Annotated in this window: 29 protein-coding genes and 1 pseudogene; 18 read left to right on the forward strand and 12 right to left on the reverse strand. The window is 70.2% G+C overall.

The window, feature by feature from the left end:
* Nucleotides 1–224: transposase (locus ACIPQB_RS22095; RefSeq protein WP_446483963.1), on the forward strand; the 224-nt coding region annotated here is incomplete at its 5' end.
* Nucleotides 225–299: 75 nt separating this feature from the next.
* On the opposite strand, the gene ACIPQB_RS22100 is transcribed toward ACIPQB_RS22095, so the two are convergent.
* The 7 genes and pseudogenes from ACIPQB_RS22100 to ACIPQB_RS22130 form a co-directional block, all read right to left on the reverse strand.
* Nucleotides 300–785 carry a hypothetical protein gene (locus ACIPQB_RS22100; RefSeq protein ID WP_446487402.1) on the reverse strand — a complete coding sequence of 162 codons (486 nt, stop codon included), beginning with the start codon at nt 783–785 and terminating at the stop codon, nt 300–302.
* Between the two features lie 84 nt (nt 786–869).
* On the reverse strand, nt 870–1,148 hold the full coding sequence (locus ACIPQB_RS22105; protein ID WP_446487403.1) for an HU family DNA-binding protein: 279 nt from the start codon (nt 1,146–1,148) through the stop codon (nt 870–872).
* A 1,893-nt stretch (nt 1,149–3,041) separates the two neighbouring features.
* Nucleotides 3,042–3,245, reverse strand: a pseudogene (locus tag ACIPQB_RS22110) (patatin-like phospholipase family protein); the annotation flags it as partial.
* A gap of 70 nt (nt 3,246–3,315) precedes the next feature.
* Nucleotides 3,316–3,735: a response regulator gene (locus ACIPQB_RS22115; RefSeq protein WP_446487404.1), complete on the reverse strand. Its 420-nt coding sequence runs from the start codon at nt 3,733–3,735 to the stop codon at nt 3,316–3,318.
* Nucleotides 3,736–3,823: 88 nt separating this feature from the next.
* Nucleotides 3,824–4,432 carry a response regulator FixJ gene (fixJ, locus tag ACIPQB_RS22120; protein ID WP_446487405.1) on the reverse strand — a complete coding sequence of 203 codons (609 nt, stop codon included), beginning with the start codon at nt 4,430–4,432 and terminating at the stop codon, nt 3,824–3,826.
* Nucleotides 4,422–5,906 (reverse strand): PAS domain S-box protein, encoded by a 1,485-nt coding sequence (locus tag ACIPQB_RS22125; protein ID WP_446487406.1) that lies wholly within the window; start codon nt 5,904–5,906, stop codon nt 4,422–4,424. The genes fixJ and ACIPQB_RS22125 overlap by 11 nt, the downstream gene beginning before the upstream one ends.
* Before the next feature lie 69 nt (nt 5,907–5,975).
* On the reverse strand, nt 5,976–6,635 hold the full coding sequence (locus tag ACIPQB_RS22130; protein ID WP_446487407.1) for a helix-turn-helix domain-containing protein: 660 nt from the start codon (nt 6,633–6,635) through the stop codon (nt 5,976–5,978).
* 209 nt (nt 6,636–6,844) lie between these two features.
* Here ACIPQB_RS22130 and ACIPQB_RS22135 point away from each other — a divergent pair, with 209 nt between their 5' ends.
* Together ACIPQB_RS22135 and ACIPQB_RS22140 are read left to right on the forward strand one after the other, a co-directional pair.
* Nucleotides 6,845–7,255 (forward strand): c-type cytochrome, encoded by a 411-nt coding sequence (locus ACIPQB_RS22135; RefSeq protein WP_446487408.1) that lies wholly within the window; start codon nt 6,845–6,847, stop codon nt 7,253–7,255.
* 88 nt (nt 7,256–7,343) lie between these two features.
* A complete protein-coding gene (locus ACIPQB_RS22140) occupies nt 7,344–7,913 on the forward strand; it encodes a 2'-5' RNA ligase family protein (RefSeq protein WP_446487409.1) in 570 nt (189 codons plus the stop codon).
* A 1-nt stretch (nt 7,914) separates the two neighbouring features.
* Here ACIPQB_RS22140 and ACIPQB_RS22145 read toward each other — a convergent pair whose 3' ends face one another.
* Complete coding sequence (locus ACIPQB_RS22145; RefSeq protein ID WP_446487410.1) at nt 7,915–9,285, reverse strand: aminotransferase-like domain-containing protein; 1,371 nt, start codon at nt 9,283–9,285, stop codon at nt 7,915–7,917.
* 78 nt (nt 9,286–9,363) lie between these two features.
* On the opposite strand from ACIPQB_RS22145, the gene ACIPQB_RS22150 reads away from it, so the two are divergent.
* The gene (locus ACIPQB_RS22150) at nt 9,364–9,747 is read left to right on the forward strand and encodes a DUF983 domain-containing protein (protein ID WP_446487411.1); all 384 of its coding nucleotides are present in this window, start codon (nt 9,364–9,366) and stop codon (nt 9,745–9,747) included.
* Between the two features lie 15 nt (nt 9,748–9,762).
* On the opposite strand, the gene manD is transcribed toward ACIPQB_RS22150, so the two are convergent.
* The 3 genes from manD to ACIPQB_RS22165 form a co-directional block, all read right to left on the reverse strand.
* Complete coding sequence (gene manD, locus ACIPQB_RS22155; RefSeq protein ID WP_446487412.1) at nt 9,763–10,974, reverse strand: D-mannonate dehydratase ManD; 1,212 nt, start codon at nt 10,972–10,974, stop codon at nt 9,763–9,765.
* A 373-nt stretch (nt 10,975–11,347) separates the two neighbouring features.
* A complete protein-coding gene (locus ACIPQB_RS22160) occupies nt 11,348–11,584 on the reverse strand; it encodes a hypothetical protein (protein WP_446487413.1) in 237 nt (78 codons plus the stop codon).
* 9 nt (nt 11,585–11,593) lie between these two features.
* Nucleotides 11,594–12,334, reverse strand: coding sequence for a DUF899 domain-containing protein (locus tag ACIPQB_RS22165; protein WP_446487414.1), 741 nt, complete (start codon nt 12,332–12,334; stop codon nt 11,594–11,596).
* A gap of 76 nt (nt 12,335–12,410) precedes the next feature.
* On the opposite strand from ACIPQB_RS22165, the gene ACIPQB_RS22170 reads away from it, so the two are divergent.
* The 14 genes from ACIPQB_RS22170 to der all read left to right on the forward strand — a co-directional run bounded on the left by ACIPQB_RS22170 (nt 12,411) and on the right by der (nt 22,339).
* Complete coding sequence (locus ACIPQB_RS22170; protein ID WP_446487415.1) at nt 12,411–12,857, forward strand: MarR family winged helix-turn-helix transcriptional regulator; 447 nt, start codon at nt 12,411–12,413, stop codon at nt 12,855–12,857.
* Between the two features lie 107 nt (nt 12,858–12,964).
* Nucleotides 12,965–13,321, forward strand: coding sequence for an ArsC family reductase (locus ACIPQB_RS22175; protein ID WP_446487416.1), 357 nt, complete (start codon nt 12,965–12,967; stop codon nt 13,319–13,321).
* The gene (locus tag ACIPQB_RS22180) at nt 13,322–14,017 is read left to right on the forward strand and encodes an HAD hydrolase-like protein (RefSeq protein WP_446487417.1); all 696 of its coding nucleotides are present in this window, start codon (nt 13,322–13,324) and stop codon (nt 14,015–14,017) included.
* A 47-nt stretch (nt 14,018–14,064) separates the two neighbouring features.
* Complete coding sequence (locus tag ACIPQB_RS22185; RefSeq protein ID WP_446487418.1) at nt 14,065–14,247, forward strand: hypothetical protein; 183 nt, start codon at nt 14,065–14,067, stop codon at nt 14,245–14,247.
* A gap of 48 nt (nt 14,248–14,295) precedes the next feature.
* The gene (locus ACIPQB_RS22190; RefSeq protein WP_446487419.1) at nt 14,296–14,712 is read left to right on the forward strand and encodes a hypothetical protein; all 417 of its coding nucleotides are present in this window, start codon (nt 14,296–14,298) and stop codon (nt 14,710–14,712) included.
* On the forward strand, nt 14,712–15,227 hold the full coding sequence (locus tag ACIPQB_RS22195) for an RNA polymerase sigma factor (protein WP_446487420.1): 516 nt from the start codon (nt 14,712–14,714) through the stop codon (nt 15,225–15,227). The genes ACIPQB_RS22190 and ACIPQB_RS22195 overlap by 1 nt, the downstream gene beginning before the upstream one ends.
* Nucleotides 15,224–15,523, forward strand: coding sequence for a hypothetical protein (locus tag ACIPQB_RS22200; RefSeq protein WP_446487421.1), 300 nt, complete (start codon nt 15,224–15,226; stop codon nt 15,521–15,523). The genes ACIPQB_RS22195 and ACIPQB_RS22200 overlap by 4 nt, the downstream gene beginning before the upstream one ends.
* Before the next feature lie 126 nt (nt 15,524–15,649).
* A complete protein-coding gene (locus ACIPQB_RS22205) occupies nt 15,650–16,030 on the forward strand; it encodes a DUF6249 domain-containing protein (protein WP_446487422.1) in 381 nt (126 codons plus the stop codon).
* A gap of 31 nt (nt 16,031–16,061) precedes the next feature.
* Entirely contained in the window at nt 16,062–16,649 is a 588-nt protein-coding gene (locus ACIPQB_RS22210) for an RNA polymerase sigma factor (RefSeq protein WP_446487423.1), read from the forward strand.
* A complete protein-coding gene (locus ACIPQB_RS22215; protein WP_446487424.1) occupies nt 16,642–17,019 on the forward strand; it encodes a hypothetical protein in 378 nt (125 codons plus the stop codon). The genes ACIPQB_RS22210 and ACIPQB_RS22215 overlap by 8 nt, the downstream gene beginning before the upstream one ends.
* An 89-nt stretch (nt 17,020–17,108) precedes the next feature.
* A complete protein-coding gene (gene panB / locus ACIPQB_RS22220; RefSeq protein ID WP_446487490.1) occupies nt 17,109–17,936 on the forward strand; it encodes a 3-methyl-2-oxobutanoate hydroxymethyltransferase in 828 nt (275 codons plus the stop codon).
* A 125-nt stretch (nt 17,937–18,061) separates the two neighbouring features.
* Nucleotides 18,062–18,982, forward strand: coding sequence for a tetratricopeptide repeat protein (locus ACIPQB_RS22225; RefSeq protein ID WP_446487425.1), 921 nt, complete (start codon nt 18,062–18,064; stop codon nt 18,980–18,982).
* 11 nt (nt 18,983–18,993) lie between these two features.
* A complete protein-coding gene (locus ACIPQB_RS22230; protein WP_446487426.1) occupies nt 18,994–20,409 on the forward strand; it encodes a PQQ-binding-like beta-propeller repeat protein in 1,416 nt (471 codons plus the stop codon).
* A 121-nt stretch (nt 20,410–20,530) separates the two neighbouring features.
* Nucleotides 20,531–22,339, forward strand: coding sequence for a ribosome biogenesis GTPase Der (gene der, locus ACIPQB_RS22235; protein ID WP_446487427.1), 1,809 nt, complete (start codon nt 20,531–20,533; stop codon nt 22,337–22,339).
* A 35-nt stretch (nt 22,340–22,374) separates the two neighbouring features.
* Here der and ACIPQB_RS22240 read toward each other — a convergent pair whose 3' ends face one another.
* Entirely contained in the window at nt 22,375–23,127 is a 753-nt protein-coding gene (locus tag ACIPQB_RS22240; RefSeq protein ID WP_446487428.1) for an SDR family NAD(P)-dependent oxidoreductase, read from the reverse strand.
* Between the last annotated feature and the right edge of the window lie 12 nt (nt 23,128–23,139).

Consider the following 23,139-nt stretch of genomic DNA (forward strand, 5'->3'; position numbering starts at 1 on the left):
GGCTGGCCATCGAGGCCAGGGGCGCCCAGTTGGTCTTCCTGCCGCCCTACTCGCCCGATCTCAACCCCATCGAGATGGCGTTTTCCAAGCTCAAGACCCTGCTGCGCAAGGCCGCCGAACGAACCCGGGACAATCTGTGGGACCGCATCGGGCTGGTCCTCGACGCCTTCACCCCCGACGAATGCGCCAACTATTTTCGGCATGCCGGATATGTGTCAACTTAAGCGACGAATGCTCTAGGCGCGGACTTTATGAGCCGGGCGCAACGGCGCTGAAACGCTTGCGCCCGAAGGCGAGCCCTACCGCGCCGCCGCGAACCGCGCGCGAGCGGCGAATAGGGCGATCGGCAGGCCGACCCCGAACATATGGATCGCCACGCCGCCGAGCAGGATGTCGAGGGCGGGAGGCGGACTGGGGCCGAACCTCAGGGCCAGGACTACATAGTTCATGACTAGGTAGCAGCCGATCCCATAGGCCGGGCCCCACAGCCACGGTCGGCGGTTCAGGGCTGGGAGAAACCGGCTGGCGGCCACATAGACCGCGGCCATGACCACGGCGATGGCCGCGTGCAGCAGGCCGCCCAGGGCCGCCGTCGCCAGACCGCCGTGATAGCTGGCCTTGCCGAGCAGGCCGCTGGCGACCGATTGCAGGATCTTGACGGGGCCGACGCCGCGCAGGCCGAAGGCGATGAAGGCGTAGCTGATGTCCAGCGCCGCGGCGGTGAGGCCTCCGGCGAGGATGGCGGTCAGCGGGCTCAATCTGCGAGAGGAGGCTTGCGGGGTCATGGGGTCTCGCCGCCATGCCGGACGCCGCAGGGGCGGTCCGGGAAGATGAGCGGCCGGCTGGGAGGCCGGCCGCTCGCCTCGGGATCAGCCGTTGACGGCGTCCTTCAGCTGCTTGGCCGGCGTGAAGGCGACCTTCTTGCTGGCGGCGATTTCGATGGTCGCGCCGGTCGACGGGTTGCGGCCGGTGCGGGCCGGCTTGGCCTGAACCTTGAACTTGCCGAAGCCCGGGATCGAGACTTCCTCGCCCTTTACGGCCGCCTCGGTCAGCGACTTGAAGACGCCGTCGATGATGGCCTTGGCCTGAGTCTTGGTCAGCTTGTCGTCGGCGGCCACGGCGGCGTCGACCAGATCAGAAACGTTCATAAGTCAGCTCATCTGCTGGGAATCAAAAGAGAGCCAAGCCTGCCGGGCCGGACGCGCTTTGTCACCTCATGTTGAAGAGGATCGTCGATGCGCCCGATGACGAAACTTTGGCGCGCCTTGGGTCGTTGAAAAGATATGTTCTGTCAAATGCTTATCGCCGCAACCTGACCCGCATGCACGGGTCGCCCGAGGCGCGGCGCCCGAGTTTGCACTGCAGCGCGCCCGAAAGTCCCGAGCCGGAATCCGCGGAATCGACCGATCTCGCCGCCGGCTGACCCGTCAAACGTCAGGCGAAATCCGCAGTCGGCCGCGGGGCTTGGGAAAGCTGATCCGGTGGCGCAGCGGCGGGACGATGTCGGCGGCGCGGCCGTCCAGGGCCGCGAACCGGCGGGCGATCTCCGCCCGGTCGGCCGGCCTGACCCGGTTGGCGTAGCTCTTCACCCGGGGTGCATAGTCGTCGTACCAGGCGCCGAACCCGGGCCAGATGGCGTGCAGCCCCTCCAGGGTGATCTCCATCTGCTCATAGGCGACCAGGGTCCGCCGCCAGCGATGCTCGTCGAAGTCGAAGTCGGCGACGATGGTCCGCCCGGCCTGGCCGCCATAGGCCATCAGCTTGCGCGACACCGCCGGCGGCATGGCCAGGTTGAGGCCGCCCTCGTCGGGCGTCAGGGCGATCCGCACCACCCGCTCGCGCTGGCCGGGCATGGCGCTGAGCATCTGGTCCTGCCAGTCCTTTGCGGCCCCGAACAGGCTGGCGGCGAAGCCGGCCAGGGTGGTGATCGGCTTGACCGGGGTGAAGCTGCCGGCCGAGGCGTTCTGGGGCATGGTCACCCGCTCGGCCCGGTCCTCGGCGATGGCGTCCAGGCTCAGGGCGAAGGTCGGACGGACCGGCAGCAGGGTGTCGAAGAAGTGGATCGGGAAGTTGCTGCTTAGGCCGCCGTCGGAGAACAGCAGCGGCGCGATCGGCGGCGCGGCGCCGGCTTCCAGCTCGCCCCGGGCCCGCGCCCCGACGTCGCGCATGGCCAGCGGGATGGCCTGGATGAGGATCGGGAAGCTCAGGCTCATCCGCACGCAGACCACCACCGGCAGGTCGCGGGCCTCGGGCAGCGCCCGATGGCGGCCGTCCTCGTCGGGGGCGCCGACCGGCGCGCCGGCCGATGTCTCGCCCAGCAGATAGGTCATGACCTGGGCCGGGAACAGGCTTCGCCAGCGGTCCGGGTCGAACAGCAGCGCCATGTCGAAGGTCGGGGCGACATGCGGGCGCGACAGCGACAGGTTGGTGGTCATCATCCGCAGGTCGATCGCCTGGTGGCCGTCGGCGATCTCGGCCGGGCTGAGGCCGATGTCGGCCAGGTCGCCGAAGGTCAGCGGGCGCTGGCGGCCGGCGGGCCCGAAGGCGATGTCCTGCAGCGACTGGTGGATCCAGTCGGTCAGGGCCGGCGGCTCGCCCGCCGCGCTTTCTGCGGAGAGGCCGCTGCACAGGCCGAAGTTCTGCTCGGGCAGGCGCCGGGCGATCAGCGCTGTCAGCCGCAGCGCCAGGCCGGCGGCGGCCGCGACCACCACCGCCAGCAGGGCGCCGGGCAGCAGTGACCACCAGGACGGCCAGGCCGCGCCGTGGAACAGTCCGGCCGGCAGGCCCACCAGCGCCACCGCCAGCAGATAGGCCGCCAGTCCGATCGCGCCGCCCACCGTCAGCGACGGGGTGAAATTGCCCAGGGCGGCCAGGAACCGCAGCGGCCCCTTGTCCTTGGCGGCGACCTGCCGGAGCGCCGTCATCAACGGCTTGAACCCGTCGCTCGGCTGGAACAGTCCGGCCAGGATCGTCGGCAGCTCAGCGCAGCGCCGCTCGAAACGGGTGAAGCCCTCCAGGTCGCCGGCCTGGCGGGCGTATTCGGCGGCGGCCGCGAAGGCCGCGGCGATCGCCCCCGCCGAGGCCCCGCCGATCGAGCGGAACCGGTAGCGCCTGGCCAGCTCCAGTATGGCGTAAGGATAGACCACGCCTGAGGTGATGCCGCCCTTCATCACCAGGTCGCACTCACGGTCGGGCGCCGCGAAATCCGCGGGCCTGAAGGTAGGGTTCGCGCCCGCATCGGCCATGGGGTCTCTCCGTCTTCGAACGGAGCTTGCCCTTAGGTTGTGCGTCAGGCAACTGCGCCTGGGCGCCAGGTCAATGAATCTGCGCCTCGCCCGGACCGCCGTCGCGGCGCGCCAGCAGCCGTCCCAGGACGTTGAACAGCCGCTCGCCCAGCAGCGGCTTCTCGACGATCGTGGCCGCCAGCCGGGCCGCCGCCAGCTGGATCTCGCTTGAGGGGCCGGTGGTGATCAGGATGGCCGGGGAGGCGATCCCCGCCGCGCGCAGCCGATGCAGCAGGGTCAGGCCGGTTTCCCCGGGCATAAGCTGGTCGATCACGAAACAGCCGGTCGCCGCCAGGTCCGCCGCCTTGGGCAGCAGACCCGGACGGGCATAGGCGCGCACCCGGAAGCCCTGGGCCTCCAGGGCGAAGGTCATGGCCTCCCGCAGGGCGTCGTCATCATCGAGCAGGACGATGGTGGCCGGACTGGGGATGGCCAGACTGGGGGAAGACACGTCGACTCCGTGCGGTGGCCGGCGGGGCGTCGCCATGGGTCACCTTGCCCGGCGGCGCGCGCCCGCGCCTTGACCTGGCGCAAACCGGTCAGAGGCCGGCGGCCAGGGCCATGCGAACGAGATCGGCGACCGTGCGGGCCTCGGTCTTGGCCATCAGATTGGCCCGATAGACCTCGACCGTGCGCGGGCTGATGTCGAGGTCGGCGGCGATGGCCTTGTTGGACTTGCCCGCCGCCACGCCCACCAGCACGTCCCGCTCGCGCGGCGACAGTTCGGCGATCCTGCGCTCGGCCTCGACCCGCGCCTGGGCCTGTTCGTCGTCGCCGGGGCGCAGGGCCAGGGCGGCGCGCACGGCGTTCAGGAAGGTCTCGTCCGAGAACGGCTTTTCGATGAAGTCGACGACCCCGGCCTTCATCGCCTCCACGGCTAGGGGCACGTCGCCGTGACCGGTCATGACGATCACCGGATAGCGGACCTTTTGCCGGTTGAGCTGGCGGACCAGGTCCAGGCCCGACAGTCCCGGCATCCGGATGTCGGTGACCAGGCAGCCTTCGACCGGCTCGGGACGGGCCTCCAGGAAGGCCGTGGCGGAGTCGTGCAGGCGGGCGGTGAAACCGTTGACGTCGAGGACGAAGGCCAGGGAGTGGCGCATGGCCTCGTCGTCGTCGACGACATGGACGATCGGCCTAGACGGCATGGTCCTGCTCCGTGCGGGCGAAGGGAAGGGTGAAGGCGAAGGTCGCGCCGCCGCGCGCGTTCGACTGCGCCCAGATGCGGCCGCCATGGGCGTCGACGATGGTCCGGCAGATCGACAGACCGACGCCCAGGCCCGTGTCCTTGCTGCTGATGAACGGCTGGAAAAGCCGTTCGGCGATCTCCGGCGCCAGGCCTGGCCCGGTGTCGGAGACGGTGACCTGGGCCATGTCGTCCGCCGCGGTCGAAATGGCGATCGTCAGTTCCTTGATCGCGCCGCCGCGCATGGCTTCGACGGCGTTGCGGATCAGGTTGAGGGCTACCTGCTGGACCTGCACCCGATCGACGATCACCGGCTCGACGCGCGTAAAGCGCAGCGACACCCGCAGCCCGGCCTCCTTGGCGCCGACCAGGGCCAGGGCGCTGGCCTCCTCCATCAGCTTGCCCAGGTCCTCGATGGTGTGCTCGGTCTCGCCCTTGGCGACGAACTCGCGCAGGCGCTTGATGATCTCGCCGGCCCGCAGCGCCTGGTCGCCGGCCCGGTCGAGGGCGTCGCCGAGCCGGACGAGGTCCGGGTCCTTGGCCTTGAGCAGGGTGACCGAACCCTTCATGTAGTTGGCGATCGCCGACAGCGGCTGGTTGAGCTCGTGGGCCAGGGCCGCGGCCATGCCGCCCATGGCCGTCAGCCGCGAGGCGTGGACCAGCTCGGACTGCAGGGCCTGCAGGCGCAGATCCTGGTCCTGGCGCTCGGTGAGATCGCGGATAAAGCCGGTGAAGAACCGCTCGCGCCCGGCCTGGGCCTCGCCGACGGCCAGCTCCATCGGGAAGGTCGAGCCGTCCTTGCGCTCGCCGACCACGATGCGGCCGATGCCGATGATCCGCCGCTCGCCGGTCGCGGCGTAGCGCGACAGGTAGCCGTCATGCTCCTCGCGATAGGGCGAGGGCATCAGGAACTTGATGTTGCGGCCGACCGCCTCGTCGGCGCTCCAGGCGAACAGCCGCACGGCCGCGGCCGAGAACGAGCGGATGATCCCCTTTTCGTCGATGACGATCATCGCCTCGGGCACGGTGTCGAGGATCGACTGCAGGTGGGACTGCTTGGCCGCCGCCTCTACGCTATTGCGGCGCAGCTGGTCGCCCGCCAGGCCGACGACCGGGCCCAGCAGCAGGAAGAAGGCCGAGTCGATCAGGTTGGCGGGGTTGTCGCGAAACTGCGGCCCCAGCAGCGCCACGCTGGCGACGAAGCACAGGGCCGTGGCCAGCAGGGCCGGCTTCAGCCCGCCCAGGCCGGCCGCCAGCAGCACCGCCGGCACGGCGACGACCAGCAGGGCCCGCTCCTGCAGATAGGGCCGCAGGACCAGCCAGAGGGCCAGCGCCGCCAGCGATCCCAGCACGGCCGCCGCATATCCCGGCGCGGCCGCCAGCAGCGGTCGCGTCCTGGTCCACGGTCCGCCCGCAACACTTCGCTGATCGCGCATCGAGTCGTCACCCGCCTTGCCGGCAGGCTAGCACGCGGCGGGCGACGTTCGGAAAGCACAACCTGCCGGTCAGCAGGCGACCAGCCTGGCCAGGCCGGCCTGCCGGCGGATGTGGAAGCGCCGGTTGCCGAAGAACTCGACCAGGCCCTCGGCCTGCAACTGGGTCAGCATCCGCGAGACGGTCTCGATGGTCAGGCCCAGATAGTCGGCCATGTCCTGGCGGCCCATGGGCAGGACGGTGAGCTCTCCGCGGCCGCGATCGGCCAGGTCGAGCAGGAAGCTGGCGACCTTTTCGCAGGCGGTCTTGCGGCCCAGCAGCAGCAGATGTTCCTGGGTCCGCACCAGTTCCCGCGCCGTCGCTGCCCAGATCAGCCGCTCCAGGGCTAGGCCCTCGTCGCCATAGCGCTTCAGCGTCGCGCGCTTGACCACCAGGATGTCGCTGTCGATCAGGGCCTCGGCGGTGAAGCGGTGGAGCGGGCCGGGTTCGAGGCCGAAAATGTCGCCCTCGTAGTAGAAGTCGCCGATCTGGCGGCGGCCGTCGCTGAGCAGGCGGCTGGTGCGCACCGCGCCGCGGACCACGCGATAGACCAGGTCGCTCGCCTCGTCCTGGGCGAAGATTTCGTCGCCGGGCTCGAAAGCCATGCGCACGCCGATCGGTTGGAAGGGATCCACCGCAGCGCCCGTCGCAGGACGTGCGCTCAGCGGCGAAGCAAAACCCTGCGAGTACATCGGCGATCTCCTGGCCCGAACTTGAGGCAAGGCTAGGCTTGAACGCCAAGGCGCGACATTCGGGAGCGCCGCTTACGATGGGTCCCCTAGGGAACTCTACGGAGGCGCTCGGAGCGCCGCCTTGATCCTGATCGCAGGCTCGCTTGAGCAGGATCAAAGCGGATGGACCGGCGGGGCGCGATGATTGCTGGACCAGAGGGAGGCCGCTGATGGTCCGCATAGGTCGCTGGGTCGCCGTCCTTGGCGCGGCCGCCGTTCTCGCCGTCTCGGCTCCCGGAGCGGACGCTGCGCAAACCCAAGGCCAGGCCCAGGCCGGTCGGCGCCTGGCCCAGCGCCATTGCGGCGGCTGCCACGCTGTCGCAGCGGGGGCGAGCCCCCTGGCCGATGCGCCGCCGTTCCGGGACATCCACCGCCGCTATGGTTCCGACGGCCTGCGCGGCCTGCTGGCCGAAGGCATGATCAAGCCCGACCCCATGCCCGAGGAGGGCTCGGTCCGCACCCATCCCCGCATGCCCATGGCCGAGCTGGGCGAGGACGAGACCGCCGACCTCGTGGCCTATCTGCGCAGCCTGGAGCCGGCGCCGGCCGAAGGCTGTCATGGCGCCGGAGGATGTCGCTGACAGCGCGGCGGACTTGCCAGGATGCGGCCCGACGGGGCTAGGATGGCGAATCTCCGTCGCCCCCAGGGGCCGCTGCCAGGCCCGTATCGTGCCCGATCAATTTTCCCTGTTCGCGCCCGAGCCGGCCACCGACCGGTTGTTCTTCGCGATCTTCCCCGACCCGGCGACCGCCGGCGCCATCGCCGAACAGGCCGGCCGCCTGCGGACCGCCCACCAACTGACCGGCAGGTCGCTGGCGGCCGAGCGTTTCCACATCACCCTGCATCACCTGGGCGACCATGCCGGCCTGCGGCGCGACCTCGTGGCCATGGCCGGGGAGGCGGCCCAGGCGCTGGCGGCGACGCCGTTCCAGGTGACCTTCGACCGGGCGGTCAGCTTCCACAACGGCGGCAACAATCCCCTGGTGCTGCGGGGCGACGCCGGGCTCGAGGCCCTGAAGACCTTCCAGCGGGACCTCGGCCTGGCCATGGCCCGGGCCGGACTTGGCCGGTGGGTGGACAAGGCGTTCACGCCGCATGTGACCCTGCTCTACGACCGGCGCGTCGTCGCCGAAGTCCCGGCGGAGTCCGTGACCTGGACCGTGAACGGCTTCACCCTGGTCCGCAGCCTCCTGGGTCGCACCGAGCACGTGCCGCTCGCCCGCTGGGCGTTGGACTGAGTCAGGCCGGCGGGGCCTCCGCCAGCAGGGCCGCCAACTGGACCAGGGCGCCGCGCAGCACCGGTCGCTGGGTCGGGCCGCCCAGGGAGATGCGCAGGCCGTTGGGATGGTCCGGCCCGGCGGCGAAGGCGTCGGCGGCGACCAGGGCCAGGCCGCGGCTGGCGGCCTGGGCGCGCAACCGGTCGGGATTCCAGCCGACGGGCAGGTCGAGCCAGACATGGACGCCTTCCGCCGCGCCCCGGGCCGCCGGGAGGATCGTCGCGGCCAGGGCCCGGCGGGCCCGCGCCTCCCGCCGCACCCCGCCCAGCACCCGTTCGGCCGCGCCGTCGCGGATCCAGCGGACCGCGATCGCCGTGGTGAGGGGCGAACCCATCAGGGCCGTGGCCCGCAGGCTGGCCGTCACCTGCTCGGCCCACTCGGCGCTCGGCGCGACCAGGAAGGCGGTCCTCAGGCCGGGCGACAGGGTCTTGGACAGGGTGGCGATGTGGAAGGTCCGGTCGGGGGCGAGGGCGGCCAGGGCGGGCGGGGGCGCGTCGAACAGCCGGCTGTAGGGGTCGTCCTCGATCAGCCAGGTCCCGGCGTCGCGAACCACCGTCGCCAGCTCGTCGCGCCGCTGCCGGTCGAGGGTGGCGGCGACCGGATTGGAAGTGGTCGGGACGATATAGATCGCCGCCGGCCGCTGCTGGGCGCACAGCCGCGCCAGGGCCTCGGGCATGAACCCCCGGTCGTCGACCGGGCAGACCAGCAGTTTCAGGTCCAGCCGTCGGGCCAGGGCGATCAGGCCGGGATAGGTGAGGGGCTCGACGACGACGCCGGCGCCGGGGCGGGCGAGGGTGGCCAGCACCGCGGTCAGGGCCGACTGCGCGCCGGGGCAGACCACGATGCGGTCGAGGGCGACCTCGCCCAGGCACGGCTCCAGCCAGGCGGCGCCGGCGGCGCGCTGGCCCGGCGCGCCCGGTCCGGCATGGTAGGCCATCAGGGTGGCCACGTCGGTGCGGTCGAGGATGGCGGCGGTCGTCTCCTTCAGCAGGGCGGCCAGCGACACGTCCTGCGGCGGGGGCGGCAGGTTCATGCTCAGGTCCACCAGGCCGGCCTCGTCCTCGATCGCCCCTCGGCGCACGAAGGTGCCGCGCCCGACCGCGCCCTCGACCAGGCCCCGGGTCCGGGCCGCGCCATAGGCGCGGGTGACGGTGGTGAAGTCGATGTCCAGATGGTCGGCCACGGCCCGCTGTGGCGGCAACTGGTCGCCGGGCTGCAACTCGCCCGCGCGGATGGCGGTTTCCAAGGCGTCGACCAGGGCCAGGTAGATCGGCTGGTCGCCCCGCTGGGCGACGCGCCGCAGCCAGCCGGCGGCGGGTTGGTCACGAGCCATGCTTGCGTCCCTGAGGTCGAATACATACATTTAATGCAGAATGTATGTATCTCAAGTCCGATTGTAGGGAAAGAGCCCATGACCAGCCCCGTCCACGCGCCGTCGAGCCTGCGTTCCGGCCTGCTGTGCCGCTGCCCGCGCTGCGGCGAGGGGCGGCTCTATGCGGGTTTCCTGAGACTGGCCAAACGCTGCGACCGCTGCGGCCTGGACTACAGCTTCGCCGACCCGGCCGACGGCCCGGCCTTCTTCGTGATGACCGGCGTCGGGATCCTGGTCATCGCCGTCTGGGCCTGGGCGGTGGTGGCGGCCCAGCCGCCGCTCTGGCTGCAGTTCGCGACGGTGTTCCCGGCCCTGCTGGCCGGCTGCCTGGGCACGCTGCGGCCGGTCAAGGCCTGGCTGGTGGCCGAGCAGTACATCCACAAGGCCAGCGAGGGCGGGGCGTCGAGCGTCCAGAAATCCTGAGCCAGGCCCGCCGCCTCACCAGTTGAACAGGGTGCCGTCCTCGAGCCGGTTCACCGGCAGGTAGGCGGGGCGGTAGGGGTATTTGGCGGCCAGGGCCTCGTCGATGTCGACCCCGTGGCCGGGGGCCTCGCCGGGGTGCAGCTCGCCGTCCTTGAACGTGTAGGCGTGCGGGAACACCGCATCGGTCTCGGCGGTGTGGCGCATATATTCCTGGATCCCGAAGTTGGGCACCCAGAGGTCGAAGTGCAGGGCCGCGCCCATGCACACCGGCGACAGGTCGGTGGCGCCATGGAAGCCGGTGCGCACGTTGTTGATCTCGGCCAGGGCGGCGATGCGCTTCAGATGCGAGACCCCGCCGGCATGGACGATCGTGGTGCGGATATAGTCGATCAGCTGCTCCTCGATCAGCTGCTTGCAGTCCCAGATCGAGCTGAACACCTCGCCGACCGCCAGGGGGGTGGTGGTGTGCTGGCGGATCAGCCGGAAGCTGGCCTGGTTCTCGGCCGGGGTGACGTCCTCCAGCCAGAACGGGCGGCAGGGCTCCAGGTCCTTGCCCAGGCGGCCGGCCTCGATCGGGGTCAGGCGGTGGTGGCTGTCGTGCAGCAGGTGGACGTCCCAACCCAGGGCCTCGCGGGCGGCGGCGAACAGCTTGGGCACGGTCGGCAGGTACTTGCTGGTCGACCAGACGTTCTCGGTGGGCAGGGCCGCGTCGGCCGGCTCGTAGAACAGCTTGTCCTTGGAGACGCCGTAGGTGCTGGCCAGGCCGGGCACGCCGGTCTGCAGGCGTATGGCCTTGTAGCCCATCGCCTGGTAGCGCAGCGCCTCGTCGACCGTCTCCTCGATGGTCGCGCCGTTGGCGTGGCCATAGACCATCACCCCGGTCCGGCTGGCGCCGCCCAGCAGCTGGTAGAGCGGCAGGCCTGCGACCTTGGCCTTGATGTCCCACAGGGCCATGTCGACCGCGGCGATCGCCGACATGGTCACCGGCCCCCGACGCCAGTAGGCGCCCTTGTACAGGTACTGCCAGATGTCCTCGATCTGGTGGGCGTCGCGGCCGATCAGGCAGGGGACGACGTGGTCGGCCAGATAGCTGACCACCGAAAGCTCGCGGCCGTTCAACGTCGCGTCGCCGATGCCGTAGACGCCGTCCTCCGTGGTGATCTTCAGGGTGACGAAGTTGCGGCCGGGGCAGGTGACGATGACGCGCGCGTCGGTGATCTTCAGCATTCGGGCGTTCCGTGAATCCAATAACTGGCGCGATGGCGGCTGCCGTCGGCCCTGGCGTCGCGCGACTTCGCCAAGGCAAGTGGTCTGGCCAATTGCGATGCTTCCGTTCGACTTGTCAAGGGAGTCCCGAGGCAGTCCCTCGGGTGACCTTTTGGCGACAGGGTTTTGGAGGGGTGCGGCTAATGGAGACCCCGCTTGGATGGGGCCGCGGGTTGAACAGGGTCGACTCAGGGCCACGTGCCATCCGTCTACGTCATAGCGGTAGGCAGATTTATAAGTGGCCAGGCCAATTCCAAAGCCATTCCGGAGCGCCGAAACAGACCGGGGGACGCGAGGGCGGGCGCATTCTACATGGCCACGGACTCAGCCCGGGTCACCCCCGGGGCGCGCCCTTGCAGAGCGGCGCGGCGACGATCTCGGCGATGACCGTGCGGCCATGGGCCTGGGCCCGCTGGCGGTAGTGATCCAGGTGCAGCGGCAGCAGCACCGCCAGGCTCGCCGCCGCCGTGGCGGCGACGGCGAGCGCCGGCCAGGCGCCGAGCAGCGCCCTGAGCCCCCGCGCCGAGGCGCCGGTCATCAGGGCCAGCAGTCCCAGGGCGCAGCACAGCATGGCGCGGCCCTAGGCGGGAACCGGGTCGCCTTGCCGGGCCTGGGCCGGGGCGGCGTCGTCATATTCGTCATGGCGGCGCATCCAGTCGCCCATGCTGGTCTCGTTGCGGCCCAGAGGCGCGCGGTCGAGGAGCATGTAGGTCCCGATCATCTCCTCGCCGCCGCGGCCGTAGCTGGAATAGGTGTGGAACACCTGGCCGGCCTCGTCCTTGTAGAAGGCGCTCAGCCCCGGCAGCTCGGTCGGCTGGCCCTCTACGGGTTCGAAATTGTAGGTCGCGGTTCCGGACGCCAGGATCTCCGGCGTGAACGAGACCCCGTAGTCGTAGTTGAAGTCGCCGCCGAACGACGAGGCCCAGGGGAAGCGCCAGCCCATGCGGACCTTGTAGGCCTCGATCCGCTCCAGCGGCGCGCGCGACACGGCGATCAGGGTGACGTCGTGATGGTTCAGGTGGGGCAGGGTCCCGTCGAGGTGATCGGCCAGGAACGAGCAGCCCGGGCAGCCGGCCTCCCATTCGGGCGGCAGCATGAAGTGATAGACCATCAGCTGGCTGCGGCCGTCGAACAGTTCGGCCAGGCTCTTGCGGCCGTCCGGCGTGTCGAAGCTGTAGGCCTTGTCGACCTTGACCCAGGGCAGGGCCAGGCGCTCGGCGGCGTTGCGGTCGCGCAGACGGGTCTCTTCCTTTTCGTGGGCCAGCAGGGCCTTGCGGGCTTCGAGCCATTCGGCGCGCGAGGCGATCTTGTGGTTCGGCATCGGACTCTCCCTTTGGGTTGTGGCCCCCCGACCTTTGCGGTCTTGACTTTAACGTTGATATCAACACAATCTCAAGATGTCAAAGCCGCCGTCGACGCCTTTCGAGACCACCCTCCTTGTTCGCGACGCCTGCCTCTGCCTGCACGTGCAGCGGGCGGCGCGGGCCCTGGCGCGGCGGTTCGACGAGGCGTTCCGGCCACTGGGGATCACCAGCGGCCAGTTCTCGCTGCTGATGTCGCTCAATCGGCCGGAGCCGCCCGGCATCGGCGCGGTCTCGACCTTGCTGGCCATGGATCGCACCACCCTGACGGCCAATCTGAAACCGCTGGAGCGGCGCGGCCTGGTGACGGTGACCGTCGACCCGAAAGATCGGCGCGGACGGCGGCTGTCCCTGACCGCGGCCGGCCACGCCCTGCTGGCCCACGCGACGCCGATCTGGATGGCGACCCATGAAGCGGTCGAGCGGCGATTGCCGGACGCTAATCCGGACGGCCTGCGGGCCGCGCTGCTCGCCCTGGCCTGAACAGTCGACGACAGGGCGAGGCCGGTCTTTTTTCCAGTTTGCCGCGCGGCGGGCGCGCCTTACGGTGGTGGGACGAGAGAATCTGACCGCCCACGGAGCGTTCGCGCGTGACGACCACGATCTACGGCATCAAGGCCTGCGACACGATAAAGAAGGCGCGGGACTGGCTGGACGGTCACGGCGTCGCCTATGGCTTCCACGATTACAAGACCGCGGGCGTCGATCGCGCCCGCCTGGAAGGCTGGAGCCGCGTCGTGGGCTGGGAAACCCTGCTCAATCGGGCCGGCACGACCTTCCGCAAGCTGCCCGAGGCCGACAAGCAGGACCTTGACGAGGCCAAGGCCATCGCCCTGATGCTGGCCCAACCGTCGATGATCAAGCGTCCGGTGCTCGACCTCGACGGCCGGCTGCTGGTCGGCTTCAAGCCCGACCAGTACCAGCGCGCCGTCGCGGCGGACGGCTAGATGGACGCCCGGCTCACGCCAGCGCCGACCCGGCCGGTCCCCGCGCGGATCGAGCTGGTGATCTTCGACTTCGACGGCACCCTGGCCGACAGCACGGCCTGGGCGATCCGGGCGGTGCGGCCCCTGGCCGAGCGCTTCAAGTTCAAGGCGGTGACCGAGGACGAGATCGCCATGCTGCGCGGCCGCAACAGCCGCGAGATCATGGCCTATCTGGGCCTGCCGTTCTGGAAGGTGCCGCTGGTCGCCGCCCACGGCAAAAAGATGATGGCCGCCGAGGCCCACACCATCTCGCTGTTCGCGGGGGCGGCCGACCTGCTGCGCGGCCTGTCGGCGGCGGGCCTGAAGCTGGCCATCGTCAGCTCCAATTCCGAGGCGACGATCCGGGCGATCCTGGGTCCGGACCTGGCCGAGCTAATCGACCACTACGGCTGCGGCGCGGCGATCTTCGGCAAGGCCGCCAAGTTCCGGGCCGTGGTCAAGGCTGCCCGGATCGCCAAGGACCGGGTGCTGTGCATCGGCGACGAGACCCGCGACATCGAGGCGGCCAACGAGGCGGGCCTGGCCTGCGGCGCGGTCGAATGGGGTTACGCCACCCGCGGGGCCTTGGCCGACCACGGCCCGACGATGATCTTTTCGGCCATGGACGAAATTATTTCGCGGGTCGCCGCATCCAATTGCCGGCTCGGCGCCGACTAGCTTCCAGAAACGGTGCGAAAGCTCGCATCGATCTGGAGACGAGACGGATGGAAGAGCTGTTCCACGCCTACTGGTGGCTGGTGTTTCCCGTGAGCGGGATCGTGGTCGGCGCCTTCCGGAGCTGGCTGGCCTACCAGGCTCGTCGCGACGCCCTTGAGGTGCTGCGGTCCTACGCCGCCGCCGGTCGGGAGCCGCCCGCGGCGCTGATGGCCCGCCTGGACATCGGCTGACCCCGTGACATTCCGGCGCGCGCGGCGCGCCTCTGGAGATTTGTTGTGATGGAAGACCTTTTTCGATCCTTCTGGTGGCTGATCTTTCCGCTGAGCTGGTTCGTGTTCGGCGGCTATCAGAGCTGGTTGTCCTACAAGGCCAATCGCGACACGCTCGACCTGATCAAGTCCTACGCCCAGGCCGGACGGGATCCGCCGCCAGAACTGCTGGCCAGGCTGAACAGGCGTTGGAGCGAGGACGATGCGGAGGACGACGATCGTCACCGCTACCGCCGCCGCCGTCCTCGCGAACGCAGCTGGTACCAGGTGGTGCTGTTCGCCTGCCTGGGCGCCGGCTTCGCCTATGCGGCCGCGACCGATCTTTACCAGGCGGGGTCCGCCTTCGTCATCGTGGCCTTCGTCATGGGCGCCCTGAGCGTGGCGTCCGTGGTGTCGATCCTGGTGGACCGCGGACCTCGGCTCTGATGGACGCGCCGCTTGTCCGGGCGGCGCGGAGCGGATCGCAGTCGGCCTTCGCGCGCCTGGTGGCGACTCACGAGCGGCCCCTGCGCGGGTTCCTGCGCAAGAGCGGCTTCGGCGACGCCGACGACATTGCCCAGGAAGCCTTCCTGGCGGCCTGGTCGGGCCTGGCGCGGTTGAAGGACGACGACGGTTTTCGCGCCTGGCTGTTCGGCGTGGCCTGGCGCAAGGCGATCGACCACGGCCGGACCGCCCGCCGCTCGGCGCGCCGCGACCAGGCCTGGCGACAGGAGCAGGCCGACGACACGCCGCGCGAGGCCGATCCGGCCGACCGGATGGCGCTGCAGGCGGCCCTGGCCGATCTGCCCGCCGACCAGAGGGCCTGCGTCACCCTGTGTCTCGGCCAGGGCTGGTCGCATGGCGAGGCGGCGCAGGCGCTGAACCTGCCGCTGGGCACCGTGAAGTCGCATGTGAACCGCGGACGTGAGAGACTGCTGGTCCTGTTGGGAGACGCCTCATGAGCCCGGAAGATCGTCTGGCCGCTTTCCTGTCTGAGGACGCCGTCCCGGTTCGCCCCTCGGTGGACGCGGTGTTCGTCGCCGAGGTCATGCAAAGGGTGGCGCGGCGCGAATTGTACGCCAAGCTGATGTCCGGGGCCGTGACCGCCGCCGCCGCGGGGGTGGTGCTCTGGGCCTGCGCGCCGGTGCTGAACCTGGCCGTCCAGACCCTGGCCCCGGCCCTGGCGCCGGCCGCGGGCATCCTCTGCCTGGCGGCCGCGGCGACCCTGCTGAGCGGCCAGATGCTGGTCCGTCGCTAAGCTTACGAAAGTTTCATCTGGCCCGGCGCCTCCAAACGCACCGGTTCAGGTCTCTTCCCTACAGAGGTCGGAAGCGTCACGCTTCCCGCCAAGCATTGAGGGGAATGACTCATGAACGAAGAAATTATGGTCCCGTTTTTTTTCTTCGCGATGATCGTCGCTGTCGTCGTCCTGCCGAACTGGCTGAAGAGCCGCGACCGTCGGGAGATGCAGGCGACCGTCCGCGCGGCGATCGAGAAGGGGCAGCCGCTTCCGCCCGAGTTGATCGAGGCGATGACCAAGGGCATCAAGCCGGTCGGCGTCTCGTCGGCGCAGCGTGACCTGCGGATCGGCGTCATCCTGCTGGCCGTCGCCGCGGGCGTCGCCCTGACAGGGGTCGCCCTGGGTCAGATCAACGGCAACGCCATGTTCGGCACCGTCAGCGGCGCGGCGATCCCGGGCATGATCGGCCTGGCCTTCATCATTCTCAGCTTCTTCAACCCCAACAAGACCCCCCCGCAAGCCTAGGCGCGGATAAGGGGAGGAGGGGACCGATCTCATGGGCACTGAACGCCCACCCACCGGCCACGACGTCGAGCTGGCCGCCCTGGCGGCGGCCGGCGACCGCAAGGCCTTCGGCGAGCTGGTGCGCCGGCACGGCTCGGCGGTGCGCGGCCTGCTGCGCCGGCTGGGGGCCGATCCGGCCACCGCCGACGACGTCGCCCAGGACGCCTTCCTGGTCGGCTTCGAGCAGATCGCCGACTATCGCGGCGAGGGGTCTTTCGGCGGCTGGATCAAGAAGACCGCCGCCCGGCTCTATCTGCGCAAGGTCAAGCGCGACTCGCGTTTCGTGCTGAGCGAGAGCGCCGAGGAGTCGGCGCCGATCGCCCTGGACGGCCCGGGCGCGACCGCCGACCGGATGGACCTGGACGAGGCGCTGAAGATCCTGTCGAAGGCCGAGCGCCTGTGCGTATCGCTTTGCTACGGGGCCGACTGGTCGCACACCGAGGCGGCCGAGGCCTTGAACATCCCCCTTGGGACGGTCAAATCCCATGTCAAACGTGGTCTGGATAAACTCAGGGCCCGGATGGCCCCGCCGTCCGCAGGCGCGTCGAACGACTCCGCGAGGAGAGAAAACCATGGCTGATCCGGATTTCGAAACCCAGCTCTCGCGTCTCTACGCCCAGCCGCCGGCGTTCGGCGACGCCGAACCGTTCGCCCAGCGGGTGACCGACCGGCTCGATCGCGGCTGGGCCCTGCGGCGGCTGGTGATCGGGGCGACCGGCGTGGTCGCAGGCCTGGCGGCGGCGGCCCAGCTGATCGGCAGCCGGTTCGCAAGCGAGTTCTCGACCATGTCGCGCGACGGCGCCCAGACGCTGGACCTGGGCCTGGACAAGCTGATGGCCCGCTACGACCAGGTGCTCACCCTGGGCAGCGCCCAGACCCTGTGGCTGGCGGCGGCCCTGGCCGCCGTGGCCCTGGCCTTCGCGGTGACGCGGCTGGTGGACGAGGTCTAGCCGGACCTCGCGCTGGCCTTTCACGGATATGTTGCGGCGCGAGAGGATCTGGCGGAAAACGGCGCACGCCTTCGCCTGGAGCACTCGCCCTGTCCGCCCATCGTGAACAAACGGTCCGCCGCCTGGCCGCCCCCGACATCGCCGCGCGCAAGGGCGGCGAGCCGCTGGTCTGCCTGACCGCCTACACCGCGCCGGTCGCCGCCGCCCTCGACGACGCCTGCGACCTGCTGCTGGTCGGCGACTCGGTGGGCATGGTGGTGCACGGCCTGCCCAACACCGTCGGCGTGACCATGGAGATGATGATCCTGCACGGCCAGGCGGTGATGCGCGGCTCGCGCAAGGCCATGGTGGTGGTCGACATGCCGTTCGGCTCCTACGAGGGCGCGCCGGAGGAGGCCTACGCCAACGCCGTGCGGATCATGAAGGAGACCGGGGCCCAGGGGGTGAAAGTCGAGAGCGGCCCGACCATCCCCGAGACCATCGCCTACATGGTCAAGCGCGGGGTGCCGGTGATGGGCCATGTCGGCCTGCGCCCCCAGGCGGTGCTGGTCGACGGCGGCTTCAAGGCCAAGGGCAAGGACGAGGCCGGCCGAGCCCTGATCCTGGAGGAGGCCCGGGCCACCGCCGAGGCCGGGGCCTTCGCCGTGGTGGTCGAGGGCGTCGCCGAGAGCCTGGCCCGCGAGATCACCGCCGCCATCGCCCCGCCGACCATCGGCATCGGCGCCTCGGCGGGCTGCGACGGCCAGATCCTGGTCACCGACGACATGCTGGGCCTGTTCGACTGGACCCCGAAATTCGTGCGCCGCTACGCCGACCTGAAGGGCGAGATCGAGCGCGCCGCCGCCGACTACGCCCGCGACGTCAAGGCCCGCACCTTCCCCGGCGAGGCCGAAACCTACTACGCCAAGAAGGGGTAGTGGCCTTCGTCGGGCGGCTGGGATCGCGGCCGGCGCGATCGCCATTGAAAAACCGCATCCCCAGCTTGTCGTGACGGGCGATCCGGGTGGACGGACCAAGGCCGGGGCGAGGGGGTTCAACGGGCGTGATCCCGCCCGCGTCCCCGTTGCGGCTGGCCCTGACACGCTATAGGTTCGCCGCCTCGGCGGGTTCGCCCGCCATGGTGTTCATCTCGCGCGTCGGCCTGGAGCGATCCGGGGCCGGCGCTCAGGGCGCAGTTCTCGCCCCTACCGGAGCCTCGTTCGTGGTCGATGTGTTTGACGAGGTCGAAGAGCAGCTGCGCTCCGACCGCTACAAGTCCCTGGCGCTGAAGTCGCTGCCCTGGGTGGGCGCGCTGGCGGTGGCGGCGATTCTCGGCGTCGGCGGCTGGTGGGGCTGGAACGGCTACCAGGAGAGCAAGGCCGACAAGGCCTCCGAAGCTTACCAGGCGGCGCTGGAAAACGCCGGCAAGATCGGCCCGGCCAAGTCGTTCCCGGCCTTCGAGGCGGTGTCCAAGGACAGCACGCCGGCCTACAAGGCGCTGGCCCTGATGCAGATGGGCGGCATCCGCCTGGAAGAGAAGAAAACGGCCGAGGCGGTGGGCTATTTCGACCAGGCGGCCAAGCTTGCGCCCAATCCGGTGCTGGCCGACCTCGCCGGCCTCAATTCCGCCTTGGCGCTCCTCGACACGGCTCCCTACAAGGATGTCGAGGCGAGGCTGACCCCGTTGATGGGCGAGAAGAGTCCCTATCGCGTGCAGGCGAAGGAAGCGCTGGCCTTCGCCAAGCTGCGGGCCGGCGACCTGGCCGGCGCCCGCGGCGACTTCACCGTGCTCGCCAGCTCGCTGGACAATTCCTCGGACGAGGTGCGCGAGCGCGCCCAGGGCGCCATGGCCATGATCGATTCCGGTTCGGCCAAGGACCTGTCGGCCATCATCAAGGCCGCCATGGCCCTGCCGCCGTCCGCCGCCCTGGCGCTTCCCGCCGGCCCGCAAGCCGACGCGTCCGCCCCCAAAACCGCCCAATGAGCCGCCGCCCCATGACTTCAAAGCGTTCCCTGCTTCTCGCCGCGATGCTGACGGCCGCGGTGTCGATGGCCGGCTGCTCGACGCTCTCCCGGGTCAATCCCTTCCACAAGAAGGAGGCCAACAAGACCCTGGCCACCCAGGGACAGCGGATCTCGGTTATCGCCTTCGACCAGAAGGTCGAGCCGGCCGAGGCCCTGAAGGGCGCCGACTTCTTCCTGCCCGAACCCGCCGTCCAGGCCGACTGGCCGCTGCCGGGCGGCAACGTCGAACAGTCGGTGGAGCACGTCGCCGCCGGGGCCAATTTCGACATCGCCTGGCGCAAGGGCTTCGGCCAGAAGGCCAACCGCAAGTACCACGTCACCGCCCCGCCGGTGGCCGCCGACGGCAAGGTGTTCGTGATGGACGGCGAGGCGACCGTGGTCGCCATGGACGCCCGCAGCGGCTCGACCGTCTGGCGCAAGGACCTGCGGCCGGCCAAGGCGCCGGGCAAGAAGCACGGCTTCCTCGGCATCGGCGGCTCCCCCGCCGACCGCACCGGCTTCGGCGGCGGCCTGGCCTACGCCAACGGCAAGCTCTACGTGTCGTCGGGCTTCCGCTTCGTGGCCCAGCTCGACGCCGGCACCGGGGCCGAGGCCTGGCGCCAGCAGACCAGCACCCCGATCCACGCGGCCCCCACCGTCGCGGACGGCCGGGTGTTCGTGACCTCGACCGACAACGAGCTGCTGACCTTCAACGCCGCCGACGGCGCGCCCGGCTGGACCTACCAGGCCCTGATCGAGCCGGCCCGCATCCTGGCCGCCTCGAGCCCGGCGGTCAGCGGCGACACGGTGGTGGCCGGCTTCGCCTCGGGCGAACTGGTCGCCCTGCGCACCAGCAACGGCAACGACCTGTGGAGCGAAGCCCTCAGCCGCGCCAGCCGCACCAACGCCCTGTCGGAAATCCGCGACATCGCCGGCCGGCCGGTGATCTTCAAGGGCGACGTCTTCGCCGTCAGCCACTCGGGGGTTTTCGCCGCCACCGACCTGCGCACCGGCCAGGCCCGCTGGAGCCTGCCGGTCACCGCCATCACCACCCCCTGGGCGGCCGGCGACGTGGTCTATGTGGTCGACAAGGCCGGCCAGGTGATCTGCGTGTCGCGCGAAGCCGGTCAAGTCTATTGGATCCGCGACCTCAACAACACCGACAAGCTGTCCAAGAAGCAGAAGAAGAAGCGCGCCAAGCACCCGCTGCTGTGGTCGTCGCCGATCCTGGCCTCGGGCCGGCTGATCGTGATGTCCAGCGACGGGCAGGCCGTGGCGCTGAACCCCAAGACGGGCGAAACGGTCAAGACGATGAAGATCGGCCAATCGGTCCTGCTGGGCCCGATCGCCATGGGCGACACGGTCTATGCGGTCACCGACGAGGCCGACCTGATCGCCATCCGCTAACGCCGGAGGTCGTCGTTCGGCGGCCTTCGATCCTCAACCACGGTCCCCAAGCCCGGACTGGCGAGAGCCAGGCCGGGCTTGTCGCTTTGCCGGGACCGCAAAAATCGACTACTGCACACCCATGCCTTTGAAACTCGCAATCGTCGGCCGCCCCAATGTGGGCAAGTCGACCCTGTTCAACCGTCTGGCCGGCCGCAAGCTGGCCCTCGTCGACGACCAGCCCGGCGTCACCCGCGACCGCCGGTTCGCCCACGGCCGCCTGGGCGACCTCGACCTGGAGCTGATCGACACCGCCGGGTTCGAGGACGTCACCGACGAAAGCCTGGAGGCGCGGATGCGCGCCCAGACCGAGCTGGCGATCGACGAGGCCGACGTCTCCCTGCTGGTGTTCGACGCCCGCGAGGGCCTGACGCCGCTGGATCGGATCTTCGCCGAGATCCTGCGCAAGCGGAACAAGCCGGTGCTGGTCGCCGCCAACAAGTCCGAGGGCAAGGCCGGCGACCACGGCGCGGCCGAGGCCAACGTGCTGGGCCTGGGCGAGCCGATCCAGATCTCCGGCGAGCACGGCGAGGGCATGGCCGAGCTCTACGCCGCCCTGATCGCCATCGCGCCCGAGGAACTGCAGGGCGAGCACGACGAACTGGACGACGACAAGCCGATCAAGATCGCCATCGTCGGCCGTCCCAACGCCGGCAAGTCGACCCTGATCAACCGCCTGATCGGCGAGCAGCGGCTGCTGACTGGGCCCGAGGCCGGCATCACCCGCGACTCCATCTCGGTCGACTGGGACTGGGGCGGCCGCAAGGTGCGGCTGGTCGACACCGCCGGCCTGCGCAAGAAGGCCAAGGTCAACGAGAAGCTGGAAAAGCTCTCGACCGGCGACACCATCCGCTCGATCACCTTCGCTGAGGTGGTGCTGCTGGTGATGGACGCCACCCATCCGTTCGAGACCCAGGACCTGCAGATCGCCGACCTGGCCGAGCGGGAAGGGCGCTGCGTGGTGTTCGTGCTGGCCAAGTGGGACCTGGTCGAGGACCCCGGCGCCACCCTGAAGGGCTTCGTCGAGCACGCCGAACGCATGCTGCCGCAGCTGCGCGGCACGCCGGTGGTGGCGCTGTCGGGCGAGACCGGCAAGGGCGTCGAGCGGCTGATGCCGGCCGTGCTCAAGAGCCACAAGGACTGGTCGACCAAGGTCAAGACCCGCGACCTCAACGACTGGCTGCAGATGGCGATGCAAAGGCACCCGCCGCCCAGCGTCGGCGGCAAGCGGATCAAGCCGAAATACATGGCACAGACCAAGGCCCGGCCGCCGACCTTCGTGCTGTTCTCCAGCCGCGCCGACCAGATGCCCGAGCAATATCGGCGCTACCTGATCAACAGCCTGCGCGAGAGCTTCGACCTGCCGGGGGTGCCGCTGCGCATCACCATCAAGTCCGGCGCCAACCCCTATGCCGAGGGTGAGGCGAAGGGCCACTCCGGCAAGGGCAAGCGCGAGTTCCAACGCAAGGAACGCGAAGCCGAACGCATTCGCGCCTCGCGCAACACCGTCAAGAAATCGGTCCGCCTGGCCGAAGCCGCGGCGGCCGCCGCCGGCGTCGAGTTCGAACCGGGCCGGACGGAGGCCACCCCGACCAAGGCGGCCGCCAGGATCGCCAAGAAGGCCGGCCCGACCGTCACCCGCACCGCCAAGCCGATCGAGCCGACGGCGGCGCCCGCCGCCGAGCCCGGCAAGGCGGCCGTCAAGTCGGTCAAGAAGCTGGGCCCCAAGGTCCAGAAGAAGTCCGAGACGCCCAGCTACAAGGTCGGCTTCAAGGCCGCCGGCGGCAAGGCTGTGACCGGCAAGTCGGGGTTCAAGTCACCGACGCCGAAGCGTCCGGTGGCCGGCTCGCGCACCGTCCGCGGCAACAAGGCGCCGCCGAAGGGGCGCTGACGCGCCGGGCTCCAGCGGCCGGGGGCGGAGCGCCTTCAGCCCTCGCTCGCCGACTCCTGGCCGCGGTCCTTGAAGCGGACGACGCCCTTGGGCGGCACGCGGTCGGGGCGGACCAGGTCGACGATGAACGGGACGATGGTCTCGGGCGCGGGAACGCTCAACGGATCCTCGCCCGGAAAGGCGCCGGACCGCATCCGGGTGCGCATGGCGCCGGGATCGACGCAGACGGCGCGGACCGTGGTGTTCTCCATCTCGTCGTCATAGCAGGCGACGACGGCCTCCAGCCCGGCCTTGGACGCCGCATAGCCGCCCCAGAAGGCGCGGTGGGTCCGGGCGACGCTGCTGGTCAGGAACACCGCCCGGCCGGCCTCGGCCCGGCGCAGCAGCGGGTCCATCGCCCGGATCAGCCGCCAGTTGGCCGTCAGATTGGTGCTCAGGATCATGTCCCAGCCCTTGGGGTCCAGGTGGCCGACTGGCGTCAGGGCGCCCAGCACCCCGGCCGCCCCGACCAGGATGTCCAGCTTGCCGAACCGCTCGAACAGGGCCGCGCCCAGTTGGTCCAGGCCGTCGGCCTCGCGCAGGTCCAGGGGGACCAGGGTGGCGTGCTCGCCGGTGGCGGCGAAGATCGCGTCGTCCAGGGCTTCCAGCGCCCCCTGGGTGCGGCCCAGGGCGATGACATGGGCGCCGGCCCGGGCCAGGCCGAGGGCGATGGCCTCGCCGATGCCGCGGGTGGCGCCGGTGACGAGGGCGATGCGGCCGGCCAGCGGCGTGTCGGAGTCGGAATTCATGGGCGGGTTCTA

It is taken from the genome of Caulobacter sp. LARHSG274 (assembly GCF_052871235.1).

Coding starts and splice junctions, on each gene's coding strand:
- ACIPQB_RS22135 (WP_446487408.1), top strand. CDS start 6,845: ATGGTCCGCATAGGTCGCTGGGTCGCCGTCCTTGGCGCGGCCGCCGTT.
- ACIPQB_RS22205 (WP_446487422.1), top strand. CDS start 15,650: ATGGTCCCGTTTTTTTTCTTCGCGATGATCGTCGCTGTCGTCGTCCTG.
- ACIPQB_RS22100 (WP_446487402.1), bottom strand. CDS start 785: ATGACCCCGCAAGCCTCCTCTCGCAGATTGAGCCCGCTGACCGCCATC.
- ACIPQB_RS22125 (WP_446487406.1), bottom strand. CDS start 5,906: ATGCGCGATCAGCGAAGTGTTGCGGGCGGACCGTGGACCAGGACGCGA.
- ACIPQB_RS22185 (WP_446487418.1), top strand. CDS start 14,065: ATGGAAGAGCTGTTCCACGCCTACTGGTGGCTGGTGTTTCCCGTGAGC.
- ACIPQB_RS22180 (WP_446487417.1), top strand. CDS start 13,322: ATGGACGCCCGGCTCACGCCAGCGCCGACCCGGCCGGTCCCCGCGCGG.
- ACIPQB_RS22230 (WP_446487426.1), top strand. CDS start 18,994: ATGACTTCAAAGCGTTCCCTGCTTCTCGCCGCGATGCTGACGGCCGCG.
- fixJ (WP_446487405.1), bottom strand. CDS start 4,432: ATGCCGTCTAGGCCGATCGTCCATGTCGTCGACGACGACGAGGCCATG.
- ACIPQB_RS22190 (WP_446487419.1), top strand. CDS start 14,296: ATGGAAGACCTTTTTCGATCCTTCTGGTGGCTGATCTTTCCGCTGAGC.
- manD (WP_446487412.1), bottom strand. CDS start 10,974: ATGCTGAAGATCACCGACGCGCGCGTCATCGTCACCTGCCCCGGCCGC.
- ACIPQB_RS22150 (WP_446487411.1), top strand. CDS start 9,364: ATGACCAGCCCCGTCCACGCGCCGTCGAGCCTGCGTTCCGGCCTGCTG.
- der (WP_446487427.1), top strand. CDS start 20,531: ATGCCTTTGAAACTCGCAATCGTCGGCCGCCCCAATGTGGGCAAGTCG.
- ACIPQB_RS22145 (WP_446487410.1), bottom strand. CDS start 9,285: ATGGCTCGTGACCAACCCGCCGCCGGCTGGCTGCGGCGCGTCGCCCAG.
- ACIPQB_RS22195 (WP_446487420.1), top strand. CDS start 14,712: ATGGACGCGCCGCTTGTCCGGGCGGCGCGGAGCGGATCGCAGTCGGCC.
- ACIPQB_RS22240 (WP_446487428.1), bottom strand. CDS start 23,127: ATGAATTCCGACTCCGACACGCCGCTGGCCGGCCGCATCGCCCTCGTC.
- ACIPQB_RS22200 (WP_446487421.1), top strand. CDS start 15,224: ATGAGCCCGGAAGATCGTCTGGCCGCTTTCCTGTCTGAGGACGCCGTC.
- ACIPQB_RS22130 (WP_446487407.1), bottom strand. CDS start 6,635: ATGTACTCGCAGGGTTTTGCTTCGCCGCTGAGCGCACGTCCTGCGACG.
- ACIPQB_RS22210 (WP_446487423.1), top strand. CDS start 16,062: ATGGGCACTGAACGCCCACCCACCGGCCACGACGTCGAGCTGGCCGCC.
- ACIPQB_RS22215 (WP_446487424.1), top strand. CDS start 16,642: ATGGCTGATCCGGATTTCGAAACCCAGCTCTCGCGTCTCTACGCCCAG.
- ACIPQB_RS22170 (WP_446487415.1), top strand. CDS start 12,411: ATGTCAAAGCCGCCGTCGACGCCTTTCGAGACCACCCTCCTTGTTCGC.
- ACIPQB_RS22165 (WP_446487414.1), bottom strand. CDS start 12,334: ATGCCGAACCACAAGATCGCCTCGCGCGCCGAATGGCTCGAAGCCCGC.
- ACIPQB_RS22160 (WP_446487413.1), bottom strand. CDS start 11,584: ATGCTGTGCTGCGCCCTGGGACTGCTGGCCCTGATGACCGGCGCCTCG.
- ACIPQB_RS22105 (WP_446487403.1), bottom strand. CDS start 1,148: ATGAACGTTTCTGATCTGGTCGACGCCGCCGTGGCCGCCGACGACAAG.